Source organism: Micromonospora sp. DT81.3, from assembly GCF_049847225.1.
Lineage (GTDB): Bacteria > Actinomycetota > Actinomycetes > Actinomycetales > Microbacteriaceae > Microbacterium.
On record NZ_JBNCNY010000015.1, the window covers coordinates 1 to 12,575 of the forward strand.

Annotated in this window: 13 protein-coding genes; 9 read left to right on the forward strand and 4 right to left on the reverse strand. The window is 65.7% G+C overall.

The annotated features are described in order from the left end of the window. Nucleotides 1–16: 16 nt before the first annotated feature. Nucleotides 17–682, reverse strand: coding sequence for a hypothetical protein (locus ACPW96_RS21090; RefSeq protein ID WP_425885511.1), 666 nt, complete (start codon nt 680–682; stop codon nt 17–19). A 422-nt stretch (nt 683–1,104) separates the two neighbouring features. On the opposite strand from ACPW96_RS21090, the gene ACPW96_RS21095 reads away from it, so the two are divergent. Then, a complete protein-coding gene (locus tag ACPW96_RS21095; RefSeq protein ID WP_425885512.1) occupies nt 1,105–2,256 on the forward strand; it encodes a hypothetical protein in 1,152 nt (383 codons plus the stop codon). A 430-nt stretch (nt 2,257–2,686) separates the two neighbouring features. Further along, a complete protein-coding gene (locus ACPW96_RS21100) occupies nt 2,687–4,156 on the forward strand; it encodes an MFS transporter (protein WP_425885514.1) in 1,470 nt (489 codons plus the stop codon). Between the two features lie 26 nt (nt 4,157–4,182). Here the strand turns inward: ACPW96_RS21100 and ACPW96_RS21105 are convergent, their stop codons facing one another. Then, a complete protein-coding gene (locus ACPW96_RS21105; protein ID WP_425885516.1) occupies nt 4,183–4,689 on the reverse strand; it encodes a DUF2269 domain-containing protein in 507 nt (168 codons plus the stop codon). A gap of 208 nt (nt 4,690–4,897) precedes the next feature. Here ACPW96_RS21105 and ACPW96_RS21110 point away from each other — a divergent pair, with 208 nt between their 5' ends. Together ACPW96_RS21110 and ACPW96_RS21115 are read left to right on the forward strand one after the other, a co-directional pair. Further along, complete coding sequence (locus ACPW96_RS21110) at nt 4,898–5,491, forward strand: TetR/AcrR family transcriptional regulator (RefSeq protein WP_425885517.1); 594 nt, start codon at nt 4,898–4,900, stop codon at nt 5,489–5,491. A 301-nt stretch (nt 5,492–5,792) separates the two neighbouring features. Continuing rightward, a complete protein-coding gene (locus ACPW96_RS21115) occupies nt 5,793–6,905 on the forward strand; it encodes a DUF998 domain-containing protein (protein WP_425885519.1) in 1,113 nt (370 codons plus the stop codon). A gap of 107 nt (nt 6,906–7,012) precedes the next feature. Here ACPW96_RS21115 and ACPW96_RS21120 read toward each other — a convergent pair whose 3' ends face one another. Together ACPW96_RS21120 and ACPW96_RS21125 are read right to left on the reverse strand one after the other, a co-directional pair. Then, nucleotides 7,013–7,510 carry a hypothetical protein gene (locus ACPW96_RS21120; protein WP_425885520.1) on the reverse strand — a complete coding sequence of 166 codons (498 nt, stop codon included), beginning with the start codon at nt 7,508–7,510 and terminating at the stop codon, nt 7,013–7,015. 20 nt (nt 7,511–7,530) lie between these two features. Next, nucleotides 7,531–8,088 carry a hypothetical protein gene (locus ACPW96_RS21125; protein WP_425885522.1) on the reverse strand — a complete coding sequence of 186 codons (558 nt, stop codon included), beginning with the start codon at nt 8,086–8,088 and terminating at the stop codon, nt 7,531–7,533. A gap of 347 nt (nt 8,089–8,435) precedes the next feature. Between ACPW96_RS21125 and ACPW96_RS21130 the strand changes: the two genes are divergently transcribed. From ACPW96_RS21130 to ACPW96_RS21150, 5 genes are all read left to right on the forward strand, one after another. Then, nucleotides 8,436–8,717: a metal-sensitive transcriptional regulator gene (locus tag ACPW96_RS21130; protein ID WP_425885524.1), complete on the forward strand. Its 282-nt coding sequence runs from the start codon at nt 8,436–8,438 to the stop codon at nt 8,715–8,717. A gap of 31 nt (nt 8,718–8,748) precedes the next feature. Then, entirely contained in the window at nt 8,749–9,075 is a 327-nt protein-coding gene (locus tag ACPW96_RS21135; protein WP_425885526.1) for a heavy-metal-associated domain-containing protein, read from the forward strand. Continuing rightward, complete coding sequence (locus tag ACPW96_RS21140; protein ID WP_425885528.1) at nt 9,072–11,348, forward strand: heavy metal translocating P-type ATPase; 2,277 nt, start codon at nt 9,072–9,074, stop codon at nt 11,346–11,348. The genes ACPW96_RS21135 and ACPW96_RS21140 overlap by 4 nt, the downstream gene beginning before the upstream one ends. A 93-nt stretch (nt 11,349–11,441) precedes the next feature. Continuing rightward, nucleotides 11,442–11,870 carry a DUF6153 family protein gene (locus tag ACPW96_RS21145; RefSeq protein WP_425885530.1) on the forward strand — a complete coding sequence of 143 codons (429 nt, stop codon included), beginning with the start codon at nt 11,442–11,444 and terminating at the stop codon, nt 11,868–11,870. 184 nt (nt 11,871–12,054) lie between these two features. Next, a complete protein-coding gene (locus tag ACPW96_RS21150) occupies nt 12,055–12,564 on the forward strand; it encodes a DUF305 domain-containing protein (RefSeq protein ID WP_425885532.1) in 510 nt (169 codons plus the stop codon). The last annotated feature ends 11 nt before the right edge of the window (nt 12,565–12,575 follow it).

Here is a 12,575-nt window from a genome sequence, read left to right on the forward strand (position 1 = left end):
CGGCGGGCACCGCCCGTCACATGCGGGGCGGGGCGGTGCCGTTCTCAATCGCCTCGAGCGCCGCCTGAGCGATCTCGTACGCCCGGTCGAGCGTCATCCCGCCTACCGGCTGGATTCGCTTGCCGGTGTAGCGGTGATCGCGCTCCTTCTGCTCTTTGGCGATCGCACGGATGGTCGCCCGGCTCTTGGTGGTGATCGCCCGATATTCGGCGGGCGTGATCGGGTCGATGGGTGCGCCCAACCATTCGCGGCGCCAGACGACCAGGGCGGCCCTGATGCGCGGCGCGCTCATCTTCTCGCGCCAAGACTGTCGGCCCGCTTCTTCGTTGGCGTAGAGGTTCTGCCCGTCGACGCGAGCATAGAACCGACGCGCGGCGCGCTCGTTCGCCTGTACTCGGCTCGGGCGGCGCTGGGCTTGGATGCGCGACGCGGGGAGCATCGCGCGTGAGGCGTCGTCAAGGAGAGGTGACGCCGTGGCGCGTGCGAATGACGCCCGCCGGCTCTCCTGCGACTTGATCCGTCGCACGACTAGGAGCGCATTGTACTTGTATGCGGTCGCCTCTCGCGTCGCCTCGAGGAGTTCGGGGGAGTAGCGCTCGTTCTTGAGGGCGTTGATTTCCGTCCTGGTGCGTCGCCGCCTGAAAAACTCGGTGGCCTGTTGGTCGGCTGTGGTGCTGTTCATTGGTTCTCCCTCTCCGTTTTCTTGCCGTGAAGGCACGTAGTGCCTGTCAGGGAGAGCCGGGTGGAGTGCAAGAGGACCGTGGAATACCGGACCGAGCGCAGCGAGGGAGGATATGCCGCGAAAGCCTCTTGTGCGGAGGCCGGCCGACCGGAGACTGCCTCAGGCTTCACGGCAAGAAAGCGCCGCAGGCGCGGCTACCGTCGGCCGCTTGGCGGCCGTCCGCTACCACCGGCGGGTGGGCGGCTCGTCACCCGCCTGGGGGGCGCAGGGCGGGTCTTCTCCGTTTGGCCACGAATCTCCGCTTGGATTCCGGCTCTGACTACGGAGCTTTTGGGGCACCTACCATGGGTTACCCGCCCACATGCGGTAGCGTGCTCGAACCTGTTGAAAGGGCGGTTCGCCGAGCTGAATGAGAGCTGTGAATGGTTACGCCGTCTAAAGGGCTCACCGGGATGTCTTGCCCGCGGTGCGGCAAGAAGACCAGGATCACCCGCTCCTCAGAGCCGACACTGGGTACCTTCGAGAGGGAGCGCAAGTGCCCCGATGGACATACGTTTAGGACCTTCGAGGAGGTGCGGACCGCGACGCTAAAGGAGGTGGGTGTACGCGCAGGAGGCGATGGCGCAGCACTACCGACGGTTCACCCTCTCAGCCCCGCCCGACTGCAGGAGGAACTAGCGCGGGCGGCGTTCTTCAGTGGCGTCGGCGACCAGTTGGAGATCCGAGAGATCACGACGGAGGCTGTCGCTCGAATCCTGAGGGGCGAAGGGATACGTCTGCAGATAGCGGACCGCGAGGAAATCCTAGCGGTGCGTCGTAGTTTGAGGCAGGTTCATCCGAGTGTGCGCTTCACTGTGCGAGACACCGACATCATCGATCTGATCGACTCGGTGATGGAGGACCACGAGAGACTTCGTATGCCTCGAGTGCTATATGCGCTTGTCTTCGCCGGGCGAAACGACCGCGAAGGTCGCAAGGGCTGGGATCGCGCGGAGCAATTTCTTGTCTGGCTCCATAAGTCTTTTCAGACCCTTGACCAGGACATCCCGTTACGGGTCGCTACGCCGCGCGCACTATTCTGGCGGATCGGCACCATCGCACCCGACTCATACCCCTCACGCGTCATCAAGCGCCGATTCTCCTCCAAACGGGGGCCTGCTCCCAGCCGCAATGACAGTCGGATCGCTGACTTCAACTTTCCTCAGTATGAGCGATCGGTACAAAGGTTCCTCTTCGCTCGGCAGGACGCAGCCCGCAAGGCAGAGGGCGTCATCGACTTCGTGCTTACGTCGCTTGCCGGGCAAGACGTGGTTACTACTTCACAACTTGCCTTTGGCACCCTTGCGGCGCTCCGGCGAGTCGATGAGATTGCCTATCTTCGAGCGGCGTCCACAACAAAACGATTCCTCGATGTCTCGTCTGTGCGGGACGAAGCCGTTGGCCTCCTTAGGCACCCTTCCCCACGCCTGGAATTTCGCACGAAGGAGGAATGGCAGGCTGGGGCCGCCTCCGCCGGAAACGATCGGAAGGGCGCGAGGGCGTCAACACCCGTCATGTCGTATCTGCGGTTGTGAGTCATGCCGCCTTGGTTGATCAAGCATCGAAAGTTACTTTCCGATAACGTTTCTTATGTCAGTCTGAGGGCGTCGAGTCCTTCCTCTCACACCCCCGTGACCACCCGGATCATACCCCCGGGCTAGCCAGGCTCGGGCGTGGGATGAGTGGGCGACGGTGGCCGTTGCCGAGACTGCCGGCCACCTCCTCCCATAGCGCCCTGCGCTCCGGATCCCGCCGCTTGCCCCGCACTGCTCCGAAAACCCGCATGCCTTGAGATCCATGCTGGAGGCCTCTCAGGCTTCGCTTCGTCGCCTTGTCGGCCCCGGTTTGGGAATACCCCCAGGGGGTATTTGATTGAAGTATGTGCCCGCCCCGCTTCTGCCGCGGCAGCGGGCATGTCCCTGCTGGTTCCGGGCGGCAGCGCGCCGCGCGAAGAAGGAATACCCCATGACCTCGACGAAGACTCCGCCCCGCGGAGGGCTCATATCCTTGCTCGTGATCGCGACGGCGCAGCTGATGCTTGTGCTCGACGACTCGATCGTGAACATCGCTCTGCCGAGCATTCAGCAGGAACTTGACGTCGCGCCGGTGCACCTGCCCTGGGTGGTCAACGGCTACATCCTCGCGTTCGGCGCCCTCCTGCTCCTGGGCGGCCGGATCGGCGACCTGTGGGGCCGGAAGCGAACGCTTCAAGTCGGCATCGCGGTATTCGTCGTGGCCTCGCTCGTGGGCGGGTTCGGCATCAGCAGCGAGATGCTGATCACGGCCCGTGCCGTGCAGGGCATCGGTGCCGCGATGGCGGCTCCCAATGCTCTGGCGCTGATCGCGACGACGTTCTCCGAGCGGTCGATGCGCGACAAGGCGCTGTCGCTGTACGGCGCGATGTCCGGCCTCGGCATCGTGGTCGGCCTCCTGCTCGGCGGCGTGCTCACCGACCTGCTCGGCTGGCGCTGGGTCTTCTTCATCAACGTGCCGATCGGCCTTCTCGTACTCTGGGGCAGCCGCACGCTCGTCACCTCCGAGCGACACACCGGACGACTGGGCATGATCGGCGCTGCTCTGGGCACGGCGGGCATGGTCTCGCTCGTCTACGCGATCACTCGGTTCGGCGAGAACGGCTTCGCCGACCCAATCGCCCACGCGCTCATCGGGGCAGCAGCCGTGCTTCTGGTCGCCTTCGTCCTCACGCAGCGCTCCAGCCGCAGCCCGCTGGTGCCGCTGGAGCTGTTCACTGACCGCAGGCGGGCGGGCGCATATCTGACCATGCTCGGACTTGCCATCGGCCCCATGGGCACGTTCTACGTGATCACCCTCTACCTCCAGGACGTTCGTGGGTTCGGCCCGCTCATCACCGGCCTGTCCTGGCTGCCCTTCGCCGTCGGCATCGTTCTGGGCGCCGGCATCGCGCCGAAGGTGCTGCTTAGGATCGCGCCACGCTGGGTCACCGCGCTCGGCGCGCTCCTCAGCGCCGGCGGGGCACTGTGGTTCTCCTTCATCGACACGCAGAGTGACTACTGGCTGCACCTCGCTCCGGCGATGCTGATCGTGGCGCTCGGCTTCGCGCTTGGCGTCATCGCACTCACAAAGGCGGCCGTCTACAGCGTGGACGCCGACAAGGCGGGCATCGCATCGGCGCTACTCAACTCCGCCCAGCAGATCGGCGTCGCCCTCGGCCTCGCCGTACTCGCGGGCGTCGCTGCCACCGTCACCGCCGGCGCCGCGAGCACCGGGCAGCAGGCCCTCGTGGACGGCTACAGCACCGCGCTGCTCGTCGGCGCGGGTGTCCTGCTCGCCGCGGCGGTGCTTGCGGTTCTGACGCTGAGCAGCAAGGTGAGCGACCAAGCGCGCTCGGACGAGCCCGCAACGGAGAGTGCTCACAGGCCGCGCGTCCCCGTCAGGGCGTCGCGCGACGCGTAGCGATCCTGGCGGTGAAGTGATGCGGCTCAACCGACTTGTCGTCGACGACCGTGCGCGGTCAGACCCTTGGGCTTGTAGACCGATAGAACGATAACGATGACTAGAGCCACCGCGGCCGCACTGGCTTGTACAACGAATTGCTCTCGGACGCCCTCCAGGCGCGACAGGGCGCGTTCGTCTCGCGAGGCGAGGCCCGCGGCGGCGGTGATGGGCTGCATATGCAGCACGAGGAGCGCCATGGCGGCCACGGTGATCGCCGTCTTGGCGATGACCCAGTAGTGACGCCACAGCCCCCACGGGGTCAGCAGGCCCTGTAGCAGTCCGGTGAAGGTGGCTGCTGCGGCGAGGGGGACGATGACGTACCACCCGACCCACGCCAGCGCGACGATTGCCGCGCGGATGGTGAAAGCATCACTGGAGCTCAGTCCTATGATCGCGACCGCGAGGAATGCGAGGACCGCACCGAACCACCCCACTGAGGAGGTGACGTGCGAGGTCAGCAGGACCTTGCGCCAGGACGATGCCAGGATCACAAGCCGTGGCCGCCCATGCCGCCGCCGGCTAAGTGCACGATCAGGACAGCCACAACCACGGCGCCGGCGAGAACGACCGCCCAGTACACCCATTTGGGTCGTTTGTGCTTCGTTGGCTCGGGTTCCACGTCGCCTCCTGTTCAACCCAGACGCTAACACTTTTCGATACAGTGTGTCCGCGGTGGTAGACGGCTTGTAGATTGGGGTCGTGCCGAGGATATGGGATGCCACCGTCAGCGGACACCGCGACGCGGTCCGAAACGCCATCCTGGACGGAACCGCGAAGGAGATCCACCGAGTCGGTGTGGCGTCGCTGAGCATGTCCGATGTAGCGCAAGCCGCTGGAATCAGCCGCGCCACCCTTTACAAGTACTTCCCTGACCTGGACGCCGTGCTCGAGGCCTGGCACCACCGCATGGTGCATTCGCATCTCGCGGCTCTGGAAACGGTGTCTCGTGAGCACGACGATGCTGCCGAGCGTCTCCACGCCGTGCTACGCGAGTACGCCATTCTTCGAGCGAACCGGCCCGACGGGCAGATCGCGATCAGCTTGCACGACGCCCCGCACATGGGGGGCGCGTCGGTGGAGCTCCGCGCCGTGTTCACCTCAGTTCTTAACGACGCCGCCGACGCGGGCGGCGTGACGAGGCAGATACCCATCGCGGAGGCCGCCATCTATTGCGAATATGCGCTCTCGGCGGCTGTGGAACTCCCTTCGCGAGACGCCATTGATCGACTGGTCGAACTCGTCATTGCGTCCCTGGCTCCTCCTGGCTCTGCGCCATCCGAACCGAAGCGGTAGTAGAGAACGCCTTGCCCTTCGTGCGACGTGTGTAGCGCGCGTCCCTGCCGTTGCTCCGCCGCACGGCGTTGACGCGCGCCGTCTCTATCCCGTCCAGCGTCCTCATCATGCTCATTTGCCCCCAGCGTTTGCCTTTTCGCTCCAGCTGGACGCAGCCCGTGTCGGCCGGCGCGGTCGAGATCGGCGTCGACTGGATCGCGTTCTCATCCGTTTCCTGGGTGGTGGGCATGAAGAACCGGCCCGATTCCTCCGGGTGCGAAACAGACGGTACATTCAGGTCAGAGATGCGCGCTGCTTGTTCTTGGGGAAGAAGGACCGGTCGGCGCTCTCCATCTGGGGGTGGGCGGCCGTAGCCTGGGGACCTTCTGGGGCGAGAGCGACGACAATCGACTCTCCCAAAGGAATTCCCAAAGTGGCACTAATCGCCGAAGCGCCGCCCTACATCACCTGGCGGGTCAGCCCGATCGTTGCCGTCATGCGGCGGACGAGTCCCACCCAAGCCGTCGCGGCTGCTGCCGGCGTTCTCGTTGCGGGGATCCTAGTGTCCATCGTCACGACTCCCGATCCGCACTGGTGGCAGCTGCACTTCAGCAGGCTCGGCACCTTCCGTAGCTTCTCTGGTTACTCCTTCAACGCCACGATCGTCGCGGCCAGCGTGATGCTCGTGCTGTTCGCGGTGCGTCTTCGCATCGAGATGCGGCGTCACGCCGGCACCAGTGTGCTGACCAGCCGGCGCGCCGCCCATGTCGTGCCCGCCCTGGTGGCGCTGATCGGATTGCACCTGTCACTGGTCGGTTTCGCGCCCCTCAATGTGAATCTTTTTATCCATGAGCGCGGCTCGAGCGGTGCAGTCCTGTCCTTCGCATCCCTGCTCGCGTCCAGCCGGTGGATGCTGCGCGGCATGCACCGGCTGGTTACTCTCGCCACGCGTGGTGTCGGCGTCGCGCTGGTGTTCTGGGGGGTCTTCTTCGGCGTCGGCGTCATCAATCTGGCGGCGTTCGAATTCATCGTCTTCAGCCTGATGTTCGCGTGGCTGGTCGTCGTGACCCGCCAGCTAGGTGTGACCTCCGAGGAGAGAAGTCGGTCCGCTAAATCGACGGCGGACGATGAGGCGCCGTGTCCCACCGTGATCGGTCCGAGATCGACCGATGCGCATGTCGTGTGTCCTGCATTGACGCTAGGGCTGGAGGCCCGGCATTCTCGGCTTCACTCGCCGTGGCGGCCGGCTGCCCTTCCTGATCGCCGACGGCGCGCCTACCAGCACGCCGCCGCCGCGCGGCCTCCGCGAGAAGTCAGTGTTCACGAGCGCCACAAGGGTCGCCACGGTCGGCCGGATCAGTCCGTGGATCACCACGGTCGCGAGCGACTAGGACATAAGCCGCGGTGCTCGGTGGAGCTGATCGCACGCGCGTGAACGCAAGGATCCACAGCAGCACCGCCAACCGGAGCCTCAAGCGACAATGGTGGGGACGGGTCCCAATTTCCTCTGCCGGAATGGCTTCCTGACCGACGGCGGAAAGTTCATGCCGCCCAACGCCTTCTTGCCCAGTAGCCGCAGACGAGCGCGGCCAGGAACGTCACGAAGAGGCCGCCGATGACCAACGCGAAATCTGATCGCAGTAGCACGTTGACGGTGAGGAAGATGCTGAACGTGCAGAGGCCGGCAACGAACAACAGTCGCTCAGCCCACAGCTCGCCTCGGCGGTAGCCGTATGCTCCCAGCCCGGTGATCATCAACCCCAGCCCGATCCCGAACGCTCCCCACGATCGGAACACCATCCCGATCCAAGAAAAAAGTTCCGGGTCAAGAACTTCCAATTGCTCCGGCGTCAAGCCGGTGTAACGCTGATCTTCCGGCAAGAGCACAACGCCTGGGCGAAGTAGCGCGAATGCGAGTCCCATCCCGATGGTCAGCATTCCGATGACCACGATTGGAATCCACGCGAGCTTCGGTGTCTCTCGTCCGACTCGCGCCGCCTGGTCTCCGCTCGATCGCCTCTTCTTCATCGGCGCGGCCACGGTTCGATCCTGTCCCGAGACTAGGCCGGTTCGTGCTTACGTGCTCGAGCACTCGACCACGACGCAGCCGACGGCCCGGCAAGCCCTGGGCGAGCCTCGGCGAAGTGCGCGCTGACGTCGTGGACGACCTGTCGGACGCACCAGTTCGCGTAGAAACGTCCGAACAGGCGTCCGAGCCAGCGATTCTTCGCCGGCAGGTCGTAGTCGAGCATCACTCGCATCGAGGTGGCCTCTCCGTGAGGCTCAAGCTCGACGGCCATTGCGTATGGACCAATGACGATGAGCTTTGGCGTGCCCTGAGTAGCCCACTGTTTCGCCAGCGGGGGTTCGCGCAAGGTGATGGCCTGATCCAAACCCACCGGGATCCCGATAACACGACCGGTCATCCGAATATGGGACCCGACGGCGTGCCCGCCCAACTCATCGACCTGGGTGGTCATCGTGCTTCCCGCCATCATCCATGTCCGCCGACTCATGTGAGTGCTGATCTGCATCGGATCGTCGACCACCGCGAATACGGTTTCGAGCGAGCCAGCAATTCTCACTGTGTCCTCGGCGTGCCGTTCGTACGTCTTCATTCCAGACATCTCTGCCTCCCGGGAGAAGTCTTCTCCGCGGCCTGTCAGTGGAACAGAGCCTTAGGTCCTGCCGGGTCGGTGGTGTCCCCCTGGGCCGAATCCTCCTATCACTGTTGGGCGAGGGCTCCGGGATGCTCGAGCCGGGCACGGCCGAGCGTTGCACGCTGCTCGAGTGCAGGGGCGCACTGCTCACGTCCCGGATCGACGACAAGCGTCTGCCGCGACGTCGCTGGCAGCCGCGAGGAAAACAACGAGCCGTCGTTGGGCGTGGTAGCTCCGGCAGCGCGTTAAGCCGCCTGTGCAGGAAACAAGCGCACCCGTACCCTAGGGGGGTATAGTATGTAGCTATGAACGGTTACACAGGCCATAAGGACGACCTGCTGAAGCGGCTCGGCCGCGCGGAGGGTCAGGTGCGCGGCATCGCGCGAATGGTCGAGAACGACCAGTACTGCATCGACATCCTCACGCAGGTCTCCGCGGCGACGAAGGCTCTAGAGTCGGTGGCGCTGTCGCTGCTTGCCGATCACCTGAGCCATTGCGTCGCTGAGGCCACCGCCGAGGGCGGCACTGTGGCCGCCGAGAAGATCCTCGAAGCGAACCAGGCGATCGCCCGCCTGGTCCGCTCCTGACAACTACGTCACTCACCGAAAGGACATCCTCATGACCATCAATGAGCGCACCGACCTAGGCCTCACCGATTCCGCCGCAGGTTGCAGCTGCTGCACCACTACCGCCGCTAAGACCCCTGAAACGGTCGCTTCGTCCGTGTCCGAGGACGTTCTCGTGGACGGGATGACCTGCTCGCACTGTGTGATGAGCGTCACCGAGGAGATCGCAGCCATCGACGGGGTCGAGAACGTTTCGGTCGACCTGAACGCGGGTGGCACATCACGGGTCACGATCCACAGTGCCGCGCCGATCGATGCCGCGCGGGTGCGCGCCGCAGTGGAGGAGGCGGGGTACGCCCTCGCCGGCAGCAACGCATGAGCACGGTCGATGTGGAGCTCGAGATCTCCGGGATGACCTGCGCGTCCTGCGCGACCAGGATCGAACGCAAGCTGAACAAGCTCCCCGGGGTCGAAGCGACCGTCAACTACGCGACCGAGAAGGCGCGTGTCCGGGCGGACGGCGTCGACGCTGCGGAGCTGATCGCGGCGGTCGAGTCCGCCGGGTACTCCGCCGTGCTCCCCGCACCGATCGTTGACGAGCCCACATCCACCGAAACACCCGCCGTCGACGGGGAGCTCCTGGCGCTCCGGCGGCGACTGCTGATCAGCACAGCCCTGGCGGTTCCGGTCGCGCTGATGTCGATGATCCCGCTGCTGCAGTTCACGTACTGGCAGTGGTTGGCATTGACGCTGACCGCCCCGGTGGCGGTGTGGGGCGCGTGGCCGTTCCACCGTGCCGCGTTCGTGAACGCCCGCCACGGTGCCGCCACCATGGACACGCTGATCAGCGTCGGAGTGATCGCCGCGTTCGGGTGGTCGCTGTATGCGCTGTTCTTCGGAATGGCGGGGATACCGGGCATGCACATGACCTTCACGCTGTTCGGCAGCCCAGAAGCCGGGACCGGGGAGATCTACCTCGAAGTCGCCGCCTTAGTGACGGTGTTCATCCTCGCCGGCCGGTACGCGGAAGTCCGTGCGAAGAAGTCCTCGACCGAAGCACTCCGCGCACTCCTGCATCTCGGTGCGAAAGACGCCACCCGCCTGGTCGGCGGGGTGGAGCAGCTGGTCCCGGTCGCGCAGCTCGCTGTCGGCGACCAGGTAGTGGTACGCCCCGGCGAGAAGGTTCCTTCTGACGGGCTGGTCGTGGACGGTGCGTCCGCTATCGACGCGAGCATGCTCACCGGCGAATCGGTCCCCGTCGAGGTCACCACCGGCTCCCAGGTGGTGGGCGCGACCGTGAATGTCGGCGGGCGGCTGATCGTGGAGATCACCCGGGTCGGTGCCGACACCGAGCTCGCTCGGATGCAGCGGCTGATGGATGACGCCCAGACCGGCAAGGCCAAGGTGCAGAGGCTTGCCGACCGGGTATCCGGGGTGTTCGTTCCGATCGTCATCGTCCTGGCGATCGTCGCCTTCGTCGGGTGGCTGCTCGTCGGCGGGTCCGTCGAGGTGGCGTTCACCGCGGCGGTGGCGACACTGATCATCGCCTGCCCGTGCGCCCTGGGCTTGGCGACACCGACCGCGTTGCTGGTCGGCACCGGCCGGGGGTCGCAGCTGGGGATTCTGATCCGCGGACCGCAGGTGCTGGAGCAGACCCGCCAGGTCGACACCATCGTGCTCGACAAGACGGGCACCATCACCTACGGGGCGATGACGGTCACCACCGTCTCCCCCGCACCAGGCGTCACCGCCGAGGATTTGCTGCGCACCGCCGCTGCGGCCGAGTGGGGATCCGAACACCCTGTCGCACGAGCCATCGTGACCGCCGCCGCCGGCACCCCACCGCAGGCAGAAGCATTCGCCTCTCACGCCGGGTTCGGTGTGCAGGCCATCGTCGACGGGTCCCTCGTCGTGGCCGGACGCCCACTTTGGGTCGAAGACCAGTGGAGTGTGCACCCGCCGATCACCCATCGCAGCGAAACCGACACTCTCCAAGCGGCCGGCGCGACAGTAGTCGCGGTCGCCCGCGACGGTAAGTTCCTCGGCACCATCGCCGTGTCGGACACGATGAAGCCGACCAGCGCCGAAGCGATCGCACGGTTCCGCGCCCTCGGGCTTCGACCGGTGCTACTCACCGGCGACAACGCGGGCGCCGCGCAGCACATCGCCGACCTCGTCGGCATCGAAGAGGTCCGCGCCGGGGTCACCCCGGCCGGGAAGCTCGATGCGATCCGTCAGTTGCAAGCCGCCGGTCGGGTGGTGGCGATGGTCGGTGACGGTGTCAACGACGCCGCTGCCCTCGCCGCTGCGGACCTCGGGATAGCGATGGGTGGGGGCACCGACGCGGCGATCGCCGCGAGCGACGTCACGATCGCCTCAGGCGACCTTCTCATCGTCGCCGACGCGATCAGGCTCTCCCGCCGTACCCTCGGCACTATCAAGGGCAACCTGTTCTGGGCATTCGCGTACAACATCGCCGCTATCCCGCTCGCGATGCTCGGACTGCTCAACCCGCTCGTCGCCGCTGCAGCGATGGCCCTCTCATCCGTGTTCGTGGTCACCAACAGCCTCCGCCTGCGCAGCTTCCGCCCCAACCCGGCAACCACCATCGCCGCCCCGGCACCCGCTCCCAGAACACCGCAACCAGCCTGACAACGCTTGACCCGCTCGCCCGGGCCGCCACGCAGCAAGATTCCGATGCCGTCCTGCCGATAACGGGGCGCCTAACCTGGAGGAGGAGGTGACATGTCGATGATCGCTCTGGCACAGCGTCTGCGCCCCGGCCCGCGCAGGCTCGGCCACTCGCTGCTGCTGCTCATCGCCGTCACCGCCACGATCATCATCGGGCTGCTCGCGATGCACTCCCTGAACAGTCACACCGCCTCCCCTGCGCCCGGGAACGGTGCTGTCGTGGCGGTGCACGACCTGGCCCCTCACGACCACGGCACGGCGCAGCCGGCTAACGACGTTCACTGCGCAGACTGCGGCGGTCACGCCGGCATGTTGGCGATGGCCTGCGTCCTCGTGCTTCTGGCGGTCTCGCTGCTGCTCCTGCTGCCGCGACTGGGTCTCCCTTGGGGTGCAGCGCTGCGCGCCGGCCCTATCGCGACGGTCCGGGCCGCTCTCCCCTCTAGACCACCGTCTCTTCTCGTTCTCTGCGTCAGTCGTACCTGATGAGGGCTGCGCCGACCCCCGCGGGTTGGCACAGCACTCCTGCGCGCACGGTCACTATGACCCCGCGCACCACAACCGACTGAGGAGAACACCCATGAAGAACCGTGCCGCGGCAACCGCCGCGATCACCCTGACCGCCCTGCTCGCCCTCGCCGGATGCGCCAGCACCCCCACCAGTGGCGGGATGGACAACAACATGCCCGGAATGGGCTCATCCGCTTCCGCATCACCATCGGCTGCCGAAGCGAGCGACGCCGACATGCAGTTCACGATGATGATGATCCCGCACCACGAACAAGCCGTCGAGATGGCCGACATGGTCCTCGCCAAGGACGACATCGATGAGCGTGTCATCGCCCTCGCCGAGCAGATCAAAGCCGCCCAAGGCCCCGAGATTGAGCTGATGCAGTCCTGGCTCGATGACTGGGGCACCGGGATGGGCGAGATGGACGGCATGGACCACGGGGGGATGATGTCCGACACCGACATGCAAGCCCTGGAAGACGCCACCGGCGTCGAGGCATCCCGCCTGTTCCTCGAGCAGATGATGATGCACCACGAGGGCGCGATCGAGATGGCGCAGGACGAAGTCGATAACGGGCAAAACCCCGAGGTGATCACCCTCGCGGAGAACATCATCGCTTCACAGACCACCGAGATTGCCACCATGGAGGAAATTCTCGCGACTCTCTGACAGGCAGGGGC